Annotated in this window: 16 protein-coding genes; 7 read left to right on the top strand and 9 right to left on the bottom strand. The window is 69.4% G+C overall.

Translation table 11 applies throughout. The features are described 5' to 3' along the window. Positions 1-9 precede the first annotated feature (9 nt). Positions 10-1278 carry an MFS transporter gene (locus AORI_RS58330; protein WP_016333824.1) on the bottom strand — a complete coding sequence of 423 codons (1269 nt, stop codon included), beginning with the start codon at positions 1276-1278 and terminating at the stop codon, positions 10-12. Then, positions 1275-2657, bottom strand: a complete 1383-nt coding sequence (locus tag AORI_RS58325) for a M20 family metallopeptidase (protein ID WP_043848087.1) — start codon at positions 2655-2657, stop codon at positions 1275-1277. The genes AORI_RS58330 and AORI_RS58325 overlap by 4 nt, the downstream gene beginning before the upstream one ends. A gap of 121 nt (positions 2658-2778) precedes the next feature. Here AORI_RS58325 and AORI_RS58320 point away from each other — a divergent pair, with 121 nt between their 5' ends. Further along, positions 2779-3702 carry a LysR family transcriptional regulator gene (locus AORI_RS58320; protein ID WP_016333822.1) on the top strand — a complete coding sequence of 308 codons (924 nt, stop codon included), beginning with the start codon at positions 2779-2781 and terminating at the stop codon, positions 3700-3702. Here the strand turns inward: AORI_RS58320 and AORI_RS58315 are convergent. Continuing rightward, on the bottom strand, positions 3677-5260 hold the full coding sequence (locus AORI_RS58315) for an FAD-binding oxidoreductase (protein ID WP_016333821.1): 1584 nt from the start codon (positions 5258-5260) through the stop codon (positions 3677-3679). The genes AORI_RS58320 and AORI_RS58315 overlap by 26 nt on opposite strands. Positions 5261-5743: 483 nt before the next feature. Between AORI_RS58315 and AORI_RS58310 the strand changes: the two genes are divergently transcribed. Continuing rightward, positions 5744-8197: a LamG-like jellyroll fold domain-containing protein gene (locus tag AORI_RS58310; protein ID WP_016333820.1), complete on the top strand. Its 2454-nt coding sequence runs from the start codon at positions 5744-5746 to the stop codon at positions 8195-8197. A 22-nt stretch (positions 8198-8219) separates the two neighbouring features. Here AORI_RS58310 and AORI_RS58305 read toward each other — a convergent pair whose 3' ends face one another. Continuing rightward, on the bottom strand, positions 8220-9875 hold the full coding sequence (locus AORI_RS58305) for a DUF885 domain-containing protein (RefSeq protein ID WP_016333819.1): 1656 nt from the start codon (positions 9873-9875) through the stop codon (positions 8220-8222). A 78-nt stretch (positions 9876-9953) separates the two neighbouring features. Here AORI_RS58305 and AORI_RS58300 point away from each other — a divergent pair, with 78 nt between their 5' ends. After that, entirely contained in the window at positions 9954-10952 is a 999-nt protein-coding gene (locus tag AORI_RS58300) for an enoyl-CoA hydratase/isomerase family protein (protein ID WP_016333818.1), read from the top strand. On the opposite strand, the gene AORI_RS58295 is transcribed toward AORI_RS58300, so the two are convergent. Both AORI_RS58295 and AORI_RS58290 read right to left on the bottom strand, forming a co-directional pair. Beyond that, a complete protein-coding gene (locus AORI_RS58295; RefSeq protein ID WP_016333817.1) occupies positions 10940-11644 on the bottom strand; it encodes an SWIM zinc finger family protein in 705 nt (234 codons plus the stop codon). The genes AORI_RS58300 and AORI_RS58295 overlap by 13 nt on opposite strands. Beyond that, on the bottom strand, positions 11637-14633 hold the full coding sequence (locus AORI_RS58290; RefSeq protein WP_016333816.1) for a DEAD/DEAH box helicase: 2997 nt from the start codon (positions 14631-14633) through the stop codon (positions 11637-11639). The genes AORI_RS58295 and AORI_RS58290 overlap by 8 nt, the downstream gene beginning before the upstream one ends. Before the next feature lie 85 nt (positions 14634-14718). On the opposite strand from AORI_RS58290, the gene AORI_RS58285 reads away from it, so the two are divergent. Continuing rightward, positions 14719-15336 (top strand): YaaA family protein, encoded by a 618-nt coding sequence (locus AORI_RS58285; protein ID WP_016333815.1) that lies wholly within the window; start codon positions 14719-14721, stop codon positions 15334-15336. Between the two features lies 1 nt (position 15337). Here AORI_RS58285 and AORI_RS58280 read toward each other — a convergent pair whose 3' ends face one another. Further along, a complete protein-coding gene (locus AORI_RS58280) occupies positions 15338-15766 on the bottom strand; it encodes a MarR family winged helix-turn-helix transcriptional regulator (RefSeq protein WP_016333814.1) in 429 nt (142 codons plus the stop codon). A gap of 70 nt (positions 15767-15836) precedes the next feature. Here AORI_RS58280 and AORI_RS58275 point away from each other — a divergent pair, with 70 nt between their 5' ends. Further along, positions 15837-16445, top strand: a complete 609-nt coding sequence (locus tag AORI_RS58275) for a TIGR03086 family metal-binding protein (RefSeq protein ID WP_016333813.1) — start codon at positions 15837-15839, stop codon at positions 16443-16445. Here AORI_RS58275 and AORI_RS58270 read toward each other — a convergent pair. Beyond that, positions 16427-17299: an alpha/beta fold hydrolase gene (locus tag AORI_RS58270; protein ID WP_016333812.1), complete on the bottom strand. Its 873-nt coding sequence runs from the start codon at positions 17297-17299 to the stop codon at positions 16427-16429. The two genes, AORI_RS58275 and AORI_RS58270, sit on opposite strands and share 19 nt — an antisense overlap. An 88-nt stretch (positions 17300-17387) precedes the next feature. Between AORI_RS58270 and AORI_RS58265 the strand changes: the two genes are divergently transcribed. Next, positions 17388-17993, top strand: coding sequence for a TetR/AcrR family transcriptional regulator (locus AORI_RS58265; protein WP_016333811.1), 606 nt, complete (start codon positions 17388-17390; stop codon positions 17991-17993). Here the strand turns inward: AORI_RS58265 and AORI_RS58260 are convergent. Beyond that, positions 17977-18696, bottom strand: a complete 720-nt coding sequence (locus tag AORI_RS58260; protein WP_016333810.1) for a TetR/AcrR family transcriptional regulator — start codon at positions 18694-18696, stop codon at positions 17977-17979. The genes AORI_RS58265 and AORI_RS58260 overlap by 17 nt on opposite strands. An 83-nt stretch (positions 18697-18779) precedes the next feature. Between AORI_RS58260 and AORI_RS58255 the strand changes: the two genes are divergently transcribed. Next, positions 18780-20237, top strand: coding sequence for a carotenoid oxygenase family protein (locus AORI_RS58255; RefSeq protein WP_016333809.1), 1458 nt, complete (start codon positions 18780-18782; stop codon positions 20235-20237). Positions 20238-20253: the final 16 nt, after the last annotated feature.

The raw sequence follows: 20253 nt of genomic DNA, 5'->3' as shown, positions 1-20253 counted from the left end.
CGCCACTGGTCAGCGAATCCCGCGCCGCCGATTCGCCGCCACCAGCGCGACAATGCTCAGCGACGCTGTCGCCAAGAGGTAGTAACCGGGCGAAACAGGCGATCCGGTGGCCGCGATCATCGCGGTCGCGATGGTCGGCGTGAATCCGCCGAAGATCCCGACGGTGGCGTTGTAGGCGAACGAAAGCCCCGTCGCCCGGGTGTGGGCCGGGAAGACGTCGGCCATCACCGAGGGAAGCGCGCCGAAGTAGATGGCCTTCAACAGGCCAAGGATCGTCATGGTCACCGTGAGGGTCAGGAACGACGGCGAAGTGGTGACCCACAGGTACAGCGGCACCACCCCGGCCCCGATCACCGCCGCGGCCCCGACCATGATCCCGATGCGGCCGTGCCGGTCGGTGAGCAGTCCCACGATCGGTGTCACGAAGGTCAGAATGGCCGCGGTGATCATCAGGGCGACGAACGACAGCGAGTCGTCGAGGCCGAGGTTCTTGATCGCGAACGTCGGCAGTGACTGCAGGATGAAGTTCAGCGAGGTCGAGACGACCAGCGCTCCGCCGGCGATCAGCAGGCCGCCCCAGTGGAAGCGGAACAGCGTCCGGACCGGCGTCGACTGTTTCTCTTGAGCGACTTCGGGTTCGTCGACGTGACGCCGGATGTAGTAGCCCACCGGCCCGACCAGCAGACCGAAGACGAACGGGATCCGCCACCCCCACGACGTCATCGCGTCGGCGCTGAGCGAAGCGGTCAGCCCGGCGGCGAACCCGGCGGACATCAGCGTCGCGAAACCCTGGCTGGCGAACTGGAAACTGCCGAGGAAACCCTTGCGGCGGTCGTCCTGTTCGATCAGGAACGACGTGGCCGCCCCGAATTCCCCGCCTGCGGCGAATCCCTGGATCAGCCGCGCGACGATCACGCCGACCGGCGCGAGGAACCCGATCGTCGCGTAACCCGGCATCACCGCGAGCAGGAACGTCCCGACGACCATCAGCCAGATGGTCAGCACCAGCGCCTTCTTGCGGCCGAACCGGTCGGCGTAGGCACCGAGCACCAGACCGCCGAGCGGGCGCACGAGGAACGTGATGCCGAAGACCGCGTACGCCTGGACGAGCTGCACGGCGGCGTTCCCGCCGGGGAAGAAGGTCTTGCCGATGTAGGCCGCCATCAGCGCGTACACGCCGAGGTCGAACCATTCGAGCGCGTTGCCGATGGTCGCCGCGATCGCGCGCCGCGTGGACGACGGCGTGCGCGGCTTGGCCACCGTCCGGCCGGTCGTCATGCCTCCTCCCCGCGCCGTCCGAGCGCGTGGAACAGCGCCGTGGCGAGGACGAGGCCTTCGCGGGCGATCGGCGCGAGCAGGTGCTCGTCGGGCGCGTGCTGCAGGCAGCCGGGATAGGAGTGCGGCAGCCACAACGTCGGGAGGCCGAGCAGGTCGGTGAACACGTGGTTGGGCAGTCCCCCGCCGAAGCTCGGCAGGATCGCCGCGCGCTGTTCGGCAACCTCGTCGAGCACGCTTTTCGCCCAGCCGACCCACGGGTCGTCGACAGGGGTACGGCTGGCGCGAAAGCTGCCATCGGCGGTCACGTCGACCATCGAAAACCCATTCGCGGCAAGGTGTTTCGTGATCGCTTCGCCCACCCCGTCGACGTCGGTCCCGGCGACGTAGCGCAGTTGCAGCATCGCCCGGGCGCGGCCGGGGATGGCGTTCACCGGACGGTCGATGTCGGCCGCGCCGAGCGAAAGGACTTCGAGCGTGTTCCACCCGTACAGCCGCTCGGCCGCGGTCAGGGCGGTGTCGCCCCAGCCCTCGTCCAGCACCGGATCACCCGGTTTGTTCCCGATCTCAAGGCCCGCGAGTGCCGCACGGACAGTGTCCGGGAGCTCCGGCGGCAGGAGTTCCGGCACCTGGACGCGGCCGTGCCCGTCGACGAGACAGGCGATCGCCCCGGCGAGGGTGGTGGCGGGATTGCGCAGGACTCCGCCCCAGTTCCCCGAATGGTAGGCGTCGGGGCGGAGATCGACGTCGAGGGCGATCCGGACGCTGCCCCGCGCGCCGAGGAACACCGTCGGTGTCGCCGCGTCCAGGCGCGGGCCGTCGGACGCGATGAGGACGTCGGCGCTCAGCGCCTCCCGGTTCGCCTCGACGAACTCGTCGAGTCCGGGCGAGCCGATCTCCTCCCCTGTCTCGAAAAGGAACTTGAGGTTGAAGCCGAGCGAACCCGTTTCGGCGAGGAGCAGCCTGAGCGCGGTCAGGTTGATCAGGTGCTGTCCCTTGTTGTCCGCCGAACCGCGGCCGTACCAGCGCTCGCCGTCGGCGGTCAGCGTCCACGGATCCCGGCCTTCACTCCACCGGCCCTCGTGCCCGTCGACGACGTCGGCGTGGCCGTAGCACAGGAGGGTCGGCAGCTCCGGGCGCTCGATACGGGTGCCGATCAGGAACGGGCCGCCGTCCGGGTCCGGGTTCGGGTACGTCTCCACCGAACAACCGAGCGCGGTCAGCGCCGGGGTCAGCACCTCATCCAGGTATGCCTTGATGGCAACGCGACCGCTCGGATGATCGCTCACCGTCGCATATCGGACGAGCTCGGCGAGCTCGGTGAAGAACGCGCCGGAGTCGACGTGCTCGTGGGCTTTCGTGACCAGTTCCGCTGGGATCACCGCGTTGTCTCCCGATTCGCTCGTCGAGTGTCGCAGAGGAGCGTAAGTCGGTTTGCGGACTCTGACCATTGCCGTTTACCGTGCTCCGCGTTCTCATTGCGGCAAACCTGCGGAGCCCCTGATGCGACTACTGCCGATCGCGCTGACGTACTTCCTCGAAGTCGCCCGCACCGGTTCGGTGTCCGAGGCGGCGACCGAACTGACGGTGGCCCCCTCGGCGATCAGCCGTCAGATCGCCAAACTCGAAGCGGGTATCGGGGTGCCGTTGTTCGTCCGGCATCCGCGGGGCATGGTGCCGACCGAGGCCGGCACCCGGCTGCTCGACCACGTCCGCCGCAGCGAGGCGGAATCCGCCGTTCTCGTCGACGAACTCCGCACCGGCCGCGGGCTGCACGCCCGGTCCCTGACGGTCGCCTGCTCCGAGGGATTCGCCCGCCGCGTGGTCCCGCAGGCCATCGCCGCCTTCCGGCGCGACCACGACGTCACGTTCCACATCGACGTCGTGACCAGGGACGAGGCGACACGCCGGGTCCTCGAAGGCGCGGCCGACGTCGCCGTCACGTTCGCGACCGGGCCACAGCACGGTGTGCGCGTCGAGAGCGCGGTCGTCGTCCCGGTGTACGCGATCGTGCCGCTCGGTCATCCGCTGACCAGCCATGACTCCGTCGGGCTCGCCGAACTGTGCGAGCATCCGCTGGCGCTGCCGGCGCCGGGACAGAGCCTGCGCGACCTGTTCGACATCGCCGCGCGGATCGAGAACCTCACGGCGCACCCGGTGCTGGAGTGCAACGAACTGAGCCCGAAGTACGAGTTCGTCCGCTGCGGCGGCGGGATCGCCCTGGTCGGCGGGCTGGGTGACATCGAGGAGGACGCGGCCACCGAAGGGGTCGCCTACGTGCTGCTCGACAACGCCGTGTTCCGCAAACGCGAAGCCCAGGTGCAGACCATGGCGGGGCGGACGTTGTCCTTGGCCGCCATGCGGTTCACCACGCTGCTGACGTCGTTCGTCCGGCCTCCGGTCAGCCGATCAGCACTCCCGGATTGAGGATTCCCGCCGGGTCGAGCGCCGACTTGGCGGCGGTGATCGCGGCGGCGAAAGGGTCGGGACGCTGCCGGTCGTACCAGGGCCGGTGATCGCGGCCGACGGCGTGATGATGGGTGATCGTGCCGCCGTGGACCGCGATCGCCTCTGAGACGGCGGCCTTGATCTCGTCCCACTGGGCGACTGTGCTCCCCCACCGCCCGGCGGCGTAGATCCCGTAATAGGGCGCGGGACCGTCGGGGTACACGTGGCTGAATCGGCAGGTGATGACACCCGCACCGCCGCACACCGCGTCGATCGCGGCGCGGGCCGCCGAGGTGACCGCGTCGTGGAACTCCGGGAAGCCGTCCCACGTGCACGCGGTTTCGAAGGTCTCCACGATCAGCGAGCGGCGGGCCAGCGCGTCGCGTTGATAGGGCATCCGCAAGAAGGACGATCGCCAGGCAGATGCGCTGTCCTGACCGGTGGAATTCTTGCTGCGCCTGGCTTTCACGACACCGCCGTGGCCCGCGGTCAGTTCGAGCGCGCGGTCGAGCCAGGTGTCGACCGGATGATCGGCGGATTCGAACGCGACCAGCAGGAGACCGCCGCCCACACTCGCGCCCGCGTTGATGAACGCCTCCGCCGGGTCGAGCAGACGGCAGTTCGACGGGTACAGCCCGGACTGCGCGATCGCGCGGGTGGCGGCGACGGCGTTCTCCTGCCGTTCGAAGGCGACGGACGCGGTCACCTGCCAGACCGGCCGGTCCTGCAGGCGCATCCAGGCTTCGGTGATCACGCCGAGCGTCCCCTCGGAGCCGAGGAACAGCCGGTCCGGCGAGGGACCCGCGCCCGAGCCCGGCAGGCGCCGCGATTCGCTGATCCCGGCGGGTGTGACGACACGCAGCGACTCGGTGAGATCGTCGATATGTGTGGCGAGGGTGGCGAAATGCCCGCCCGCGCGGGTGGCGAGCCAGCCGCCGAGCGTCGAATGGGCGAACGACTGCGGGAAATGCCGCAGGGTCAGCCCCAGCGGGCGAAGCCGGTCTTCCAGAGCCGGTCCGAAGATCCCGGCCTGGATGCGCGCCGCGCGGCTGACCGTGTCCACTTCGAGCACCTCGCCGAGACCGGCCAGATCCATCGAAACCGCGGGACCGTCGAACCGCGGCTCGACCCCGCCGACCACGGAACTGCCGCCGCCGTAAGGAATCAACGGGGTGCCGGAGGCCGTGCACCAGTCCAGGAGGTCGACGACGTCCTGTTCCGTGCGCGGGCGGGCGACCAGATCCGGGACGTGGTCGAGCCGTCCGAGCAGATTGCGGACGACGTCGCGGAACGCCTTGCCGCGGGCGTGGGACAACCGGTCGACCGGTCCGTCACCGCACAACGCGGCGAGCGTGGCGGGCGGCCGGATCCTCGGCGCCGGGAGGTCGAGATCGGCGGGATCCGGCGGCGGGTGATCGGTGAAGTCGTGGCCGGGCAGCACGCCCGACGTGCGGGCGACCAGCGCGTCGGACTCTTCCTTGGACAGTTCGCCGTCGGTGGTGCCCCAGCCCCACCACGAACGCTCCTCGGCCGGCATCGTCGCCTCCGTTCGATCTGACTCGCTAGTAAGTTACTTATCAGTCAGTTACCGTGTCAACGCATGGAGCACGGCACCCGGGACCGGGGGACACGCCGCAGGTACTTCGAGTGGGTCGACAGCAGCCCGCAGAGGTAGTGAAGGCCTCCTTTCCTACCTTCAGAGTAGGGAAGGAGGCCTTCACGGACCGCGCCCCGACGATCGCCTGACACACCGGACAGCTCTTCCGCCACGACCGATTCGACGCCTACGACGCTTTACAACGTTGTATCAACGATGTAAAAACATCCTGACGGCCAGCCGTGGCCCGGCTCACACCGGTTCCCACCGGCCACGGGGTCGTGGTTTCACGCCTGCACAGGTCCAGTGGGAGGCGCACCTCCGCCGAGGCGGCCGCCCCCGGAGAAGGGTGTCGAGCAGATGTTGCCAACGTTGTCACCGAAACGCCCCCGGAGACGTTTCCGGAAACCCCTGACCGCCGCGGTGGTCGCCGTCACCGCCCTGGCGTTGACGTCGGGGGCCGCGACGGCCGCGGAGAGCGGCTGGAAGATGGGCAAGCCCCGCCTGACCACCCCGTGGACGAACCAGGTGTCGCCCACCAACGCGCTGCCCGAATACCCGCGGCCGCAACTGGTGCGCGAGAACTGGCAGAACCTCAACGGGGTCTGGGAGTTCGCCGGCGCCGCACCGGGCGAGGTCCCGCCTTTCGGTGAGAAGCTCGCGGAGAAGATCCTGGTCCCCTACCCCACCGAATCGGCGCTGTCCGGGATCCAGCGGCACGAGGACTTCATGTGGTACCGGCGCACGTTCACCGTGCCCCGGAACTGGAACGTCGGCAAGGACAACACCCTCCGGATCAACTTCGGCGCCGTGGACTACAAGGCGAAGGTCTACGTCAACGGCAAGCAGGTCGCCGCACACCAGGGCGGCTACGGCGCATTCTCCGCGGACGTCACGTCGGCCCTGAAACCCAAGGGAGAGCAAGAGATCATCGTCGGAGTCGAGGACCGCACCGACGCCACCTGGCAGCCCGTCGGCAAACAGCGCCGGGTCCCCGACCGCGGGATCTTCTACGAGGGCGCCTCGGGCATCTGGCAGACCGTGTGGATGGAGCCGGTCGCGGCCAAGCACATCGGCACGCTCGGCATGGTCCCCGATCTCGAATCCTCCACGCTCAAGCTGACCGTCGACACCGGCGGGAACTCCGGGCTGGCCGTCGAGGCCGTGGTCCGCGACGGCCGGAAGGTGGTCAGCCGCAGCAAGGCGTCCGCGGCCGGCACGATCTCGCTGCCGGTGCCCAAGGCGAAACTCTGGTCGCCGGATTCGCCGTTCCTCTACGACCTCGACGTCGAATTGAAGGACGGCCGCCGCACCGTCGACAAGGTGTCGTCCTACTTCGGCATGCGCGAATTCGGCACCGCGAAGGGCGCCGACGGCAAACTCCGGTTCACCCTCAACGGCAAGATCCTCTTCCTCCAGTCCACTTTGGACCAGGGCTACTGGCCGGACGGCATCTACACCGCGCCGACAGACCAGGCGTTGCGCTTCGACCTCGAACAGCACAAGGTCCTCGGCTTCAACACGGTCCGCAAGCACATCAAGACCGAACCCGACCGCTGGTACCACCACGCCGACAAGCTCGGCCTGCTCGTCTGGCAGGACATGCCGTCGATGCGCACCGGCGGCCGCCCGCCCGTCGACGCCCAGCGGCAGTTCAAGGCCGAGCTGAAGGAACTGGTGGAGCAGAAGAAGAACTGGACCTCGATCGTCGGCTACGTGCCGTTCAACGAAGGCTGGGCGGAGTGGTCGCGCGAGGAGACCGGGCAGGTCGCCGAGAGCGTCAAGGCCCAGGACCCGACCCGTCTCGTCAACGCGCACAGCGGCGTCAACTGCTGTGATTCGCTCGGCGACTCCGGCAAGGGCGACGTCCTCGACTGGCACGCCTACCCGGGCCCCGCGAAGCCGATGCCCGACGCCAAGCGGATCTCGATCGACGGCGAACACGGTGGCTACGGTCTCGAAGTCAAGGACCACATGTGGTTCGGCGAAGGCCACGCCTACGAGATGGTGAAGGACCAGGCGACCCTGAACAGCCGCTACGTCCAGAACCAGCGCGACGTGCTCGCGTCCGCGCAGAGCTGTGGCATCAGCGGCTCGATCTACACGCAGATCACCGACGTCGAGCACGAGGTCAACGGCTTCTTCACCTACGACAGGCAGGTGAAGAAGATGGACTTCGCGCAGGTGCGCGCGGTCAACCAGGCGATCATCCGTAACGCCGACGGCAGCGGCTCGGGCGCACCCGACCCCGGCCCCGGCACTCCGGGGATCGGCGGCGTGCACGCCTACAAGTTCGACGAAGGCACCGGATCCAGCGCCAAGGACTCGGTCGGCACCGCGCACGCCACCCTGACCAACGCGCAGTGGGCCGGCGGTGTCGAAGGCGGCGCGCTGGCCTTCGCCGGCAACGGGCAGGCCGACACCGGGGCGAACCTCGTCGACACCGCCGGGAGCTATTCGGTTTCGGCGTGGGCGAAGCTGGACGAGGCGAGCGGGGCGTTCCAGACCGTCGTCAGCCAGGACACCGGCCGCGACAGCGCGTTCTTCCTGCAGTACTCCGGGCAGGACCAGCGGTGGGCGATGAGCTTCGTCGGCCTCCGCGCCCTGTCGCCGGAGAAGCCGGAAGTCGGCCGCTGGTACCACCTGACCGGCGTTCGCGACGCCAAGGCGGGCACGTTGTCGCTGTATGTCGACGGCACGAAGGTGGCCTCGCAGAACGCCTGCTCGGCCGCCCCGAGCACCGGCCACACGGTGATCGGCCGCGGCCAGTACGGCGGCCAGCAGGTCGACTTCCTGCGCGGCGCGGTCGACGACGTCCGGCTCTACGACCGGCCGCTGTCCGACGCCGAGGTCGCGACGCTCGCGAAGCGCGACTGAGCACGAGTACGCGGAGCCGGGGTCACTCCCGGCGCCGCGTGTCCGTCACCCACTCCCGCACGATGTCGCCGAGCACCGGCAGCGGCACCTGCCCGTTCCTCAGCACCACGTCGTGGAAGTCGCGGATGTCGAACGCCTCCCCCAGCTGTTCCTCGGCGAAGGCCCGCAACCGCTGGATCTCCAGCCTGCCCGTCATGTACGACAGTGCCTGACCGGGCCATTCGATGTAGCGATCGGTCTCCGATTGCACCTCGACATCGCTGAGCACGCAATGTTCCGCGAGGTAGTCCACGCATCGCTGCCTGCTCCAGCCCAGCGCGTGCAGCCCGGTGTCGACGACGAGCCGCGCGGCGCGCAAGGAATCCTCGGCGACCATGCCGAGCCGCATCACGTCGTCGGAGTACAGCCCCATCTCGTCGGCGAGCCGTTCGGTGTAGAGCGCCCAGCCCTCGTCGAACGCCGAGAGCGGGACGAGCCTGCGCAGCCGCGGCAATTCCTCCAGTTCATAGGACACCCCGGCCTGGAAATGGTGCCCTGGAACGGCTTCGTGGAAGGCGACCGACTCGGCGATGAACCGGAACCGTTCGGTCACCCGGTAGGTGTTGGTGGAGTAGACGCCGGGGCGGCTGCCGTCCGCCGACGGCGGCATGTAGTACGCCTGCGCGGCGGAGGGCCCGTCGGCTTCCGGCACGGCACGCACGACGCATTCGGCCGACGGTATCCGCCGGAACCAGCCGGGCGCGGCGGCCGCGGCCCGCTCGACGGCTTCCGTCGCGGTCGTGATCATCTCGTCCGCGTCCCGCCAGCGCAGCGTCGGATCGGTGCGCATCCGCAGCCGGACCGCGACGGGATCGTCCTCGCCGAAGACGGCCGCGCCGAGCCGCCGGTACTCCTCGTCCAGCGCCCGGCCGAGCTCGAGACCCGTCTCGTGCAGTTCCTCCGGCGAGATCCCGGTGGTGGTGTGCGTCTTGACCAGGCCGGCGTAACTTTCCTTGCCGCCGTCCAGCCAGCAGAGACCCGGCCGGTCGTCGGGGCGGCCACGTCCGGCGATCTCCCGGGCGAGCACCTCGCGATAGGCGACGAGCGCCGGCCGTACCCGCTCGGTGAACAGCCGCTCCCGCCGCGCGACGCGGTCGCCGGTCAACGGCGGGACGAGCAGCGGGTGGCGTTCGGCGGCCAGGATCCGGTCCAGGTAGTCGATGGCGTTGCGCACCGCCCGTTCCACCGGGGTCCGGCCCGCCGCGATCCCGGCGCGGTGGCGTTCGGCCAGTGCCGCGAAGAAGTCCGGGAACGCCGCCAGCCTGGCCAGATAGTCCTCCTCCGCCTGTTCCCCCGACGGCTCCAGCTGCGGAAGCCAGGCCAGCGCCCCGATCCCCTCGGCCACCATCGGATCGGCGAGGATGAACTCCGTGAGCCGCGAATCCAGCCTGGTCAGCAGCGATTCCGCGTGATGGGCGATGACCCCGAGGGTGATCCGGTCCGGGTCGGCGGATCGGGCGGCGTGCCCGGCGATCCGGACGACGCGCTCCCGCAGCCGGTCGTCGCCCGCCTCCGAAACGTCCCGCAGTTCGTGGTCGTGCCCGGGGACGTTGTCGAACGTCGCCATCAAAGGGAGTTCGGTCGCGAGGACGTCGAGGAGTTCGTCGGCCAGCTCCGCCGCGGTGGGCTCATCGCTCATAACCGATGACTACCAGACCTGTTGAGGTGTACACCACAACCACGACATGGTCGGACTTCCGACTTTTAGGGTGGCTTGGTGAATGACGCCCAGTTCCACCTCGAGAGCGGAATCGGCCGGATCACGCTCAACCGGCCGCGTGCGCTGAACTCGCTGAACCACGGCATGGTCCTCGCCATGCTCGACCACCTCGAAGCGTGGCGCGCCGACCCGGGGGTCCGTGCCGTGCTGATCGACGGCGCCGGCGATCGCGGGCTCTGCGCCGGCGGCGACATCCGCGCCATCTACGAGGACGCGCGCGCCGGCGGCACCGCGTCGTTGCGGTTCTGGGCCGACGAATACCGCCTCAACCTCCTGATCTCGCGTTACCCGAAGCCGTATCTCGCGCTCATGGACGGGCTCGTGATGGGCGGCGGGGTCGGCGTCTCCGCGCACGGCAGCCACCGGATCGTCACCGAACGCTCCCGTGTCGGCATGCCCGAGACGGGCATCGGTTTCGTCCCCGACGTCGGTGGCACGTATCTGTTGTCGCGGACTCCCGGCGAACTCGGGACGCATATCGCGCTCACCGCCGGGGCGATCTCCGGCCCCGACGCGATCCACTGTGGACTCGCCGACTACTTCGTGCCAAGCGAGCGGATCCCGGATCTGCTCGACGCGCTCACCTCGCACCCCACGGACGAGGCGCTGGAACTGATCGCCGAACCCGCGCCGCCGAGCGCGCTGGCCGGTGACGCCGCCTGGATCGACCACTGCTACGCGGCGGACACCGTCGAAGAGATCCTGTCCCGGCTCCACGCCGGGGGTGACGCGGCCGCGACCGCCGCCAAGGAGATCGAGGCGAAGTCGCCGACCGCGCTGAAGGTGACCCTGCGGGCACTCCGGTCGGCGGCGGCGCTGCCCGACCTGGAAACCGTGCTGGCGCAGGAATACCGGATCTCGGCCCACGCCCTCTCGACCGCCGAATTCGCCGAAGGCATCCGGGCGCAGATCATCGACAAGGACCGCGCTCCGAAGTGGTCGCCCGCCACTCTGTCCGAAGTGGACGACAGGATCGTCGACGCCTATTTCTCCTGACCGGTGATCGCCCGGTAGAGCGGTCGCAGCAGGGCGGTGACCGAGGTTCCGTCCACTGTGGCCTTGAGCGGCGGGACCTCGTCGAGCAGTCCCAGCGGATCCCCTGCGGGCGGGCGTCGCCGGTTCGTGACGTCCCCGGCCGGGCCCCAGCCGAAGAAGTCGTCCATCACCTCGTCGAGCCCCGGTGTCTCGTCCTCCGCCGCCGGGGCGGTCACGCGCGCGCCCGCCTGCCGTCCGATCTCTTCGAGCAGCGTCGCGCGATCGCGTCCGCGAAGCGTGAAGATCGCGAACGGATCCGCGTCCGCCTCGAGGGCGATCAGGGCCGCGACGAGGTGATCACACGGGACGCGAGTGCCGGGACACGTGCAGTCCAGCGACAGTTCCCACGCCGCCTCGGGGAACAGCGGCACCTGCTCGGCGGCGAAGAAGCGATCGATGTCGTCCGGGACCCGCCCGTCGAGCAGGGCGGTCCTCGTGGGCTCGTCCGCCACGAGGGCGGCGACGACCGCCGTCCACACCTGCTTGCCGAACGCCGGCAGGCCGATACGGACCTCGTAGAACCGTTGCCGGGTCACCCGGACCCTGGCGACGGCGGCGCCCGGCCCCAGCGTGAGCGTATCGACCGTGCAGGGTGGAACCAGTCCTTTGTGAACACCCAGTTCGTCGAGCGCCCGGCGGAATCCCTCAGTCATCGGCCGCCTCCCTGCCGAGTGCGAAGACCTCGCGCAGCGAATCGGTGGACAGCTCGGTGAGCCAGTCCTCCCCGTCGGTGACGACGAGATCCGCCAGCGCCTCCTTCTTGGTGATGACGTCGTCGATACGTTCCTCGATGGTTCCGGGACAGACGAACTTCCGCACCTGGACGCTGCGGCGCTGGCCGATGCGGAACGCGCGGTCGGTGGCCTGTTCCTCCACCGCCGGATTCCACCATCGGTCGAGATGCAGGACGTGGGTGGCGGCGGTGAGGGTCAGCCCCGCTCCCCCGGTCTTCAGCGACGCGAGCAGGATCGACGGGCCCTCGCCCGACTGGAAGTGCTCGACGATCGAATCGCGGCGCCGCTGTGACAGCCCGCCGTGCAGGAAGGCGATCTTCACGTTCAGCCGGTGCGAGAGATGCGGCACGAGCAGGTGACCGAACTCGGCGAACTGGGTAAAGCACAGCGCGCGGTCACCCGAGTCCAGGATCTCCGCCAGGAGTTCTTCGAGCCGGTTGACTTTGCCGGAACGTTGCCCGATCGGCGAGCCGTCGTGCAGCAGATGCGCGGGATGGTTGCAGATCTGCTTGAGCTTGGTGATCGCGGCGAGGATGTTGCCGCGCCGTTTGACCCCGGCGCTGTCGGCGATCTTCGTCATCATCTCGTCCACGGTCGCGCGGTAGAGCGTCACCTGTTCGCGGGTGAGGCGGTATTCCTGCAGGATCTCGATCTTCTCGGGCAGATCCGCGAGCACGGTGGGGTCGGTTTTGAGGCGCCGCAACAGGAACGGCCGGGTCAGACGGCGCAGCTCGGCGGCTGCGGCGAGGTCGCCCCGTCGCTCGATCGGCACCTCGAACCGCTCGCGGAACTCCTGCCTGCCACCGAGGACACCCGGGTTGAGCAGATCCGAAAGCGACCACAGGTCGGCGAGCCGGTTCTCCACCGGCGTCCCGGTCAGCGCGATCCGGTGCCCGGCGGGGATCCGGCGCAGGGCCTGCGCGGGTCCGGTGTTCTGGTTCTTGACCGCCTGCGCCTCGTCGAGCACGAGCCGGTGCCAGCGGAGGCCCGCGAGTTCGTCGGCGTCGCGGGCGGCGGTCGAGTAGGTGGTGACCACGAGATCCGCGCCCTCGGCCGGCACGCGGCCGCGGTCGGCGCCGTGATGGAGGTGGACACGCAACTCCGGGGCGAATTTGGCGGCTTCCCGTTGCCACGTCCCGAGCAGCGACATCGGACAGACCAGCAGTGTCGGCCGCCTGTCATCCTGCGCTCGCTCCATCGCTTCGAGCGCGAGCAGCTGGACGGTCTTGCCCAGCCCCATGTCGTCGGCGAGGCAGGCTCCGAGCCCGATCGACGTCATGAACGAAAGCCAGGCGACACCGCGGCTCTGATAGGGCCGCAGCGTCGCGATGAAGGTCGGCGGCGGCTCGACCGGTTCGATGGTGCGCTGGACCCGGCCGGCGAGGAAGTCGTCGATCCAGCCGTCGGTGGTGACTTCGGTGACCGGCAGCGGTGTTTCAAAGCCGCCCCGGAGCAGGGCGAGCAGGTCCGCCGGCGTGGGCAGCGGTGGCTTCTCGCGGTCCGGATCGCGGCGGAGATACTCCAGGCCCGCGCGCAGCAGTTCGGGGTCCACGCTCACCCACCGGCCGCGCAGCCGCACCAACGACGACTTCGCGGCGGCGAGCCCGGCGAGTTCCTCGTCGGTCAGCGCGTCCTCCCCGACGGCGAGCGCCCAGCGGTAGGACGCGAGCTGGTGCCGCCCGAGCCGGTGCACGGCTGCCTGGTCGACCGGCGCGCCGCGAACGGACAGCTTGAGCGCGAGCTTCCGCCTGCCGCCCCAGCTCGCCGGGAGCTGGACGTCGAATCCGGCCGCGACCAGCTGGTCCGCGCCGCCGTCGAGGAACTCCACGGTTTCGGCGACGGTGAGGTCGTAGGTACCCGGTTTCCCGGCCTCGACCGCGGGCCCGAGCAGCGGCAATACCCCGGCGGCGCGCTCCAGCTCGGCGGCGAAGAGACCTTCCGGATCGGTGAACTTCGCGCCCGCCTTGCCGGACCAGACGTCCTCGGCCGGGAGCAGGAGACTGGGGTCGGCGGTGGAGCGCAGGAGGAAACGCAGCTGCCACTTGGTCCCGTCGCCGGTCTGATCGTCCGGGTCGTCGGCCGGGCCGTGCAGCGTCGGAACCTCGTCGAGCCGGATACAGACCGTGCCCTCGGTGAGGTCCGTGTCGCCGATCGCGTCCCAGGCGGCGATGCCCTCCGCGACGATCCCCATCCGCCCCGGCGACTGACCGACCCGGTCGTCGGCGCTCTTCAGCGCGTGGAGCCACGACCCGAACGGGCCTTCGCGACCGTCGCTTTCCGTGGCATGCCCGGCGGCACCCAGCCGATCGCGGACCGCGGCGTCGACCAGGGTGTGGAGGGCGTCGGTGACGAGCGCCGCCGGGTCAGGCCCGGGATGTTCGGCCCGGCCGACCGGTGGGGTGGCCGCGATCAGCGCGCGGACCGCGACCGCGTCACCGCCCCGGGCCACCGGCCGCCAGCGCGCCCGCGCCACGATCTCGTTCCGCACGAGCGTCGGCAGCACCCGGCCGCGGCGGACCAGGTCGTCCGCCAACCGGACGACGGCGCGGAGATGGCGGACCGAACTGCCGTAGCTGACCGTCTCGGCCAGGTCTTCGAGCTCGGAGGGGTCGATCAGGAGGGCAGGCACCGACCAGGGTTCCAGCGTCGGTTCCGGTTGCGGACGGCCACGGGTACCCAGTTCGGGCGAGGCGATCGGGCCGCCGCGCCGCGACGGCAACAGCAGGACGGCCGTCGCCGGTTTGCCGGGATGCAGGGCGGTCAGATCCGCGACCGAGGCGGCGAACGGATGCGGCCGGGCCGCGCTCGACGGCCGCATCGACGTCGTCGCCGGGCGGTCGCCGTGTTCACCCCAGAGCACGATCCCGCGGCCACGGGACCACAAGCCGTGCACGACCAGTGGCGACATGCTCCCCCTCTCCGCGGTCCGGTCCCTCCAGCATGCCCGGCACCGATCAGCGGCCGATCAGCGAGTCGCCGATAAGATCCCTCCGATGGATGCCGCCGCTGTTCTCGACGCGATCGATCCGCGCGAGGCACTGACCGTTCTCGGCCCTTCCAAGGCCAAGAACCGAGGCGGGCATGCCGCGGAAACCGAGACCGCCTGGCCGGAACCGATGCTTCGCGCGCGAGCCGAGATCTTGGCGAGGTCCAAGGTCGAAAGCGGCGGCCTGCGGCCCGCGTGGCTGCGCTACAGCGGGAACTTCTACCGGAACGTCGGCGTCGCGCTGGGCGAGGCGGCCGAGCACGGGCGGACGCTGATCCTCAGCGGCGGCTACGGGATCCTGCGCGCCGACGAGCCGATCTCCTACTACGACCGGAAGCTGCGGCTCAGCGACTGGCCGCCGGGGGTGCTCGAAGACGCCGTGCTGGGGGAAGCGCGCCGGATCGGCGCGACGAAAGTGGTCACTTTCGTCTCCGCCAGCGCCGATTACGCGAAACTGGCCCGGCGGATCCCTTGGGACATCGAGGCTGTGCTGGTGACGATCGAGTTCCACGGTGGCGGCGCGCAGGTCGAGGTGCCAAGGCGGCTGGCCCAGGCCTTCAGCGCGTGGTGGCGCCGGTCGCCGTCGGACTATCCGGCCGGAATGGTCGTGGAGGAACTGGGCTGACTCACGGCCACTGCGCCTCGGAAAGCACGCGCGCGGCCTTGAGGAACGCCTTCCGGTCGGCGGCCGAAAGCCGGCCGAGCAGCCGTTCCTCCTGCTCCTGGATCCGGGCCTGAGCCGACCGCCGCGACGCGCGGCCCGCCTCGGTGATCCCCAGCAGCCGGACCCGGCGGTCCTTCGGATCCGGCTCGCGGGTGATCAGCCCGTCCGCCTGGAGGGTGTCGAGGGTGCCGATGATCCGGGTCTTGTCCGCGCCGATCGCCTTGGCGAGCGCGGCCTGCGTACGGACAGGCCCGTCGTCGAGGGCGCTCAGCACCACGTAGCCCCACATGGTCAACCCGTGCTCGGCCAGCACCGGCGTCTCGGCGTTCATCAGCCGTCGCATCAGCCCACCGAGCATCGCCGCGAGATCCGGCCTCCCCTGCTCCGCCATGCGCAGACCATACCGACCGAAGTTGCGGAACCGGTTGACGAACTCGTACGCACATGTAGATGATATGCATATGCCTATCGATGAACTCCGCATCCTCGACGCCGTCGTCACCCGGGCCAGCCTGGACCTCGTCACCAAGATCACCGCCGCGGACCTGGCCAAACCGACCCCGTGCAGCGCCTGGACCCTGCACGGCCTGCTGGCGCACATGGCGACCCAGCACCACGGCTTCGCTGCCGCGGCCGAAGGCGAGAGCCACCTCGACCATTGGCGGCTCCTCCCGCTGGGCGACGACCCCATCGGTACCTACCGCGCCTCGGTGAACCGGGTGCTGAACGCCTTCGTCCCCCACGACCTCGCCGACCGGAAGTTCGCCCTCCCCGAGTTCTCCACCGAAGTCACCTTCACCGCCGAACAGGCCCTCGGCTTCCATTTCGTGGACTACCTGGTGCATTCGTGGGACGTGGCCAAAACCCTCGGCATGCCGATCACGTTCCAGCAGGAAGTCCTCGACGTCGGCCTGCGGTTCGCCGAGGCGATCCCGAACGGGAAGAGCCGAAACGCGCCGGGCGCGGCGTTCGCACCGGCCGTCCAGGTGACGGGACAGTCCGATTTGGACACGATCGTCGCCCTGCTGGGCCGCTCACCGTCCTGGCCGGCTCAGGTCGCCGCGGCGTGACGCGCCGCCTCGAGAATCCGGGCGGTGACGAGGTCGGGTTTCTCCAGTGACAACCCATGAGTGGCCTTGGGCACGACCTCGACCTCGATGTGCGGGTTCAGTGATCCGAGCCGGGCCGCCACCGCGCGAGCGTCGTGGATGACGCTGCGTTCGCCGACGACGATCCGGGTGGGCACGTCGATCGCCGACAGCTCGTCATCGCTGAACAGGTGCATCTCAGGGAGTTGCTGCTTGTATTTGAGCGCGGCGAAGAGCAGAGGCCGCACGGTGTGCCGCACGTCCGGATCCCCCGACGCCACCAGCCGCAGGAGCCATCGGGGAAGGAACCAGCGGAAGATCTCGCGCAAGCTCCACCAGATGAAGCTCCGGCCGATCACGCCGAACCCCGCGGCTTCGATGGCGACGACACCGGCGACCCGGGCGGTGGTCCGCGTGGCGAGATTCAACGCCAGCCAGCCGCCTCGCGAAACACCGGCGAGGTAGACCTTCTCGTGGCCTGTCCCCGCGAGTACTCCTTCGACGACCTCGGCGAGCCAGTCCGCGCAGTCTCCCGCGGACTCGATCGGCGCGGTCTGGATCGATCGCCCGGGCTCGCCGAGGGAGTCGACCGCGTGGATCCGGTGCCGGACGGCAAGTTCGGCGATATGCGGATACCAGGACAGTGACGTGCCCATTCCACCGGAAAGCAGCACGATCGGCGGGCCGTCCTCAGGCCCGCAACTGCGGACTCGCGTCGGGCCGAATTTCGTCTCGATGTCCAGCTCTTCGGCGGGAACCGGCCACTTCCGCAGGATCTCGTCGTAGACGGCGAAGAAGCGCTCTTCGGCCTTTTTGTCGGTGAACTCCCCCAGCATCAGACCTCCTCGATTTTTATGGTGCAATTGCACCATAACAGTGGGTGGCCATTTCGGCCACCCCTCACCGGCATGGCAGAGTGACCGCGTGCCGAAACGTGTGGACCACCAAGAGCGCAGGCGCGAGATCGCGGAGGCGCTCTTCCGGATCGCCGCTGCCCAAGGACTGCAGGCGGTCACGCTGCGTGCGGTGGCCGCGGAGGCGGGCATCTCGATGAACCTGGTGCAGTACTACTTCCCGACCAAGGAAGAAATGCTGCGCTTCTCCTGGCAGCGGATCGTCGAGCTGACCGCGGAGCACGCCGGGAAGACCATCGGCGAGGCGATGAAGACCGGCGACGAGCGCACCATCGTGCGCGCCTACCTGACCGCGGTACTGCCGGACGACGAGCGCGCCCGCATGCTCTCCGCCGTCCAGATCGCGTATTTCGCCGTCGACGTCACGCGCGGCAGCCAGGATCCCGACCAGGAACCACTTCTGCCCCACCTCGTCCACGCGATCACCGAACTGCTCCGGGCGGCCCAGGAGAAGGGCGACGTTTCCGCGCACCTCGATCCCCGGCTCGAGGCGGACTCCCTCGCGACGATGTCCGCCGGCCTCGTCACGGCGATCATGGTCGACGCCTACACGGCCGAGCGCGCGTCGGAGATCGTCGACTACCGGCTGGACGGGGTGTTCAGCGGCGCTCGATGAGCGCTTCGATGCCGTCCAGGATGCGCCCGAGGCCGAACTCGATGTCCGCTTCCTCGATACCTTCTTCGCCGTACGCCTCACCGGAAATCACGGCGGCGACACGGGTGTAGCCCCGCTCTTCGAGACGCGGCCCCAGAAACGAGCCCAGGGCCCGGACCCGATCAGGAGGGCTCGCGTTCACATCCCGGAGCAACGAGGCAGTGCTGCGGACCCAGCCGTCGACCAGTACCGCGCAGCCCGTGACGTCCTGGGCGTTCAGCCCCGAATCGGCCATCCCCTCCAGGAAGTTCTCCAGCCATCCCAAGAGATTCGGCGTACTCGGCGCGCTCCGCACCGGCAGGTCGATGAGCCACGGATGACGGCGGCAACGTTCGAGGAGCGCGCGAGCCCAGGCGGTGACCGCGGCGCGCCAATCGCCGGGAGTCGATTTCGGCGGCGGACCCCAGGCCGCTTCGGCCACGAGGACGAGCAGTTCCTCTTTCGAGCTCAGATACCGGTAAAGCGCGTTCGCGGTGATGCCGAGGCGCTTGGCGATCGAAGGCATGGACAGCGCCGCATAGCCCTCCGCGTCAGCCTGCGCGATGGCCGCGTCGACAATCTGCTCGAGGCTGTATCCCGGCTTCGGCCCGCGCCGGGGCGCCGGGGTGTGCCCCCAGGCCAGCGCCGTACCCGGCGGCAGCAACTCGATCTCGACATCGTCCATCGGGGCATTGTTGCATCCAAAACCGGTAAAGCCATACACTGTTCATGGCATACACAGTTACTTCACGAACTGGGGGATCGACCATGACAGAACCGACCAGGCGGAACGTGCTCCGCGGGGCGGCCGCGCTCGCCATCGCCGGAACCGCCGCGAGTAGCGGATCCGCTTTTGCCGCGCCGGCTCCGGCGAAACCGCGCTACCCGTTCCTCGAAGGCGCCTTCGCGCCCGTCACCGAAGAGGTGACCGCGTTCGGGCTACCGGTGACCGGCCGTATTCCAAGCGATCTTTGCGGGCGCTACCTGCGCACGGGGCCGAACGTGCTGGGCCTCGAAGATCCGCGCGCCCACCACTGGATGCTGGGTGAGGGCATGGTGCACGGCGTCCGGCTGCGCGACGGGAAGGCCGAGTGGTACCGCAACCGCTGGGTCCGCTCGTCCGGCGTCGCGGCGAAACTCGGTGAGCGGTACCCGTGGCCGGTGCCCGCCGAGGACTTCGCGCCGAACACGCACGTGATCGGCCACCACGGCCGCATCCTCACCCTGCAAGAATCGGGTGCCCCGCCGTACGAACTCGACGGCGAGCTGAACACGTTGGGGCCGTTCGATTTCAGCGGTTCGCTGGAGGGCTCCTACACCGCGCACACCAAGTTCGACGCCCGCGCCGACGAACTGCACGCGGTGACCTATCACCCGACCTGGGACCACGTGCGGCATCTGATGGTCGACCGGACCGGCCGCGTGGTGCGGACCACCCGCATCCCGGTCACCGACAGCCCGATGATGCACGACTTCGGGCTCACCGAGAACTACGTGGTCGTCTTCGACGTACCGGTCACCTTCGATCCACAGCAGGGCAAGGTCGTGCCCTACAAATGGAACCCGGATCACCAGGCCCGGGTCGGCGTGATGAAACGCGACGGCGGCCCGGTCCGCTGGTTCGGGGTGGATCCGGTGTTCTACTCGCATACCCTCAACGCCTACGAGCAGGGCTCCACGGTGGTGGTCGACCTGACCACGATGCCCGCGCCGTTCGAGGTGGCGGGCAAACAGGGCTTCGGTGGTCCCTCCGCGTCGGGCCCGCCGGTGCTGGAGCGCTGGACGATCGACATCGCGCAGGGACGGGTCCGGCGCCGCGTCCTCGACGACCGGCCGCAGGAGTTCCCGCGGGTCAACGAAAGCCTGGTGTCGCGACGGCACCGGTACGGCTACTCGGCCTCCCCCGGCGAACTGTTCGACGTCTACCTGGACAAGCCATCCGGTTCCTTCGGCAACGCTTTGATCAAGCACGACCTGCGGACCGGACGCTCGGAGGTGCACCGCTTCGGCCGGGGCGCCGACGCGAGCGAAGCGGTGTTCGTGCCGTCCTCCCGCGGCAAGGCCGAAGACGACGGCTACGCCCTCGCCTACGTCAACAACCCCGATCGCAACGCGTCGGACCTGGTGATCCTCGCGGCACAGGACTTCACCGCCAAACCCTTGGCACGCATCCACCTGCCGAGGCCGGTACCGCTGGGCTTCCATGGAAGCTGGGTCGCCGACTGACCGATCGGGCTGTCGC

The sequence above is a fragment of the Amycolatopsis keratiniphila genome (assembly GCF_000400635.2).
Classification (GTDB): domain Bacteria; phylum Actinomycetota; class Actinomycetes; order Mycobacteriales; family Pseudonocardiaceae; genus Amycolatopsis; species Amycolatopsis keratiniphila.
The sequence above is the reverse complement of the archived record's forward strand: the minus strand, read 5'-3'. Positions and strand labels throughout refer to the sequence as shown.

Excerpts from the sequence above, each read along its gene's own strand:
- AORI_RS58295 (WP_016333817.1), bottom strand. The coding sequence starts at position 11,644 with ATGACTGAGGGATTCCGCCGGGCGCTCGACGAACTGGGTGTTCACAAA.
- AORI_RS58330 (WP_016333824.1), bottom strand. The coding sequence starts at position 1,278 with ATGACGACCGGCCGGACGGTGGCCAAGCCGCGCACGCCGTCGTCCACG.
- AORI_RS58280 (WP_016333814.1), bottom strand. The coding sequence starts at position 15,766 with ATGGCGGAGCAGGGGAGGCCGGATCTCGCGGCGATGCTCGGTGGGCTG.
- AORI_RS58285 (WP_016333815.1), top strand. The coding sequence starts at position 14,719 with ATGGATGCCGCCGCTGTTCTCGACGCGATCGATCCGCGCGAGGCACTG.
- AORI_RS58255 (WP_016333809.1), top strand. The coding sequence starts at position 18,780 with ATGACAGAACCGACCAGGCGGAACGTGCTCCGCGGGGCGGCCGCGCTC.
- AORI_RS58260 (WP_016333810.1), bottom strand. The coding sequence starts at position 18,696 with ATGGACGATGTCGAGATCGAGTTGCTGCCGCCGGGTACGGCGCTGGCC.
- AORI_RS58290 (WP_016333816.1), bottom strand. The coding sequence starts at position 14,633 with ATGTCGCCACTGGTCGTGCACGGCTTGTGGTCCCGTGGCCGCGGGATC.
- AORI_RS58275 (WP_016333813.1), top strand. The coding sequence starts at position 15,837 with ATGCCTATCGATGAACTCCGCATCCTCGACGCCGTCGTCACCCGGGCC.
- AORI_RS58270 (WP_016333812.1), bottom strand. The coding sequence starts at position 17,299 with ATGCTGGGGGAGTTCACCGACAAAAAGGCCGAAGAGCGCTTCTTCGCC.
- AORI_RS58305 (WP_016333819.1), bottom strand. The coding sequence starts at position 9,875 with ATGAGCGATGAGCCCACCGCGGCGGAGCTGGCCGACGAACTCCTCGAC.
- AORI_RS58320 (WP_016333822.1), top strand. The coding sequence starts at position 2,779 with ATGCGACTACTGCCGATCGCGCTGACGTACTTCCTCGAAGTCGCCCGC.
- AORI_RS58315 (WP_016333821.1), bottom strand. The coding sequence starts at position 5,260 with ATGCCGGCCGAGGAGCGTTCGTGGTGGGGCTGGGGCACCACCGACGGC.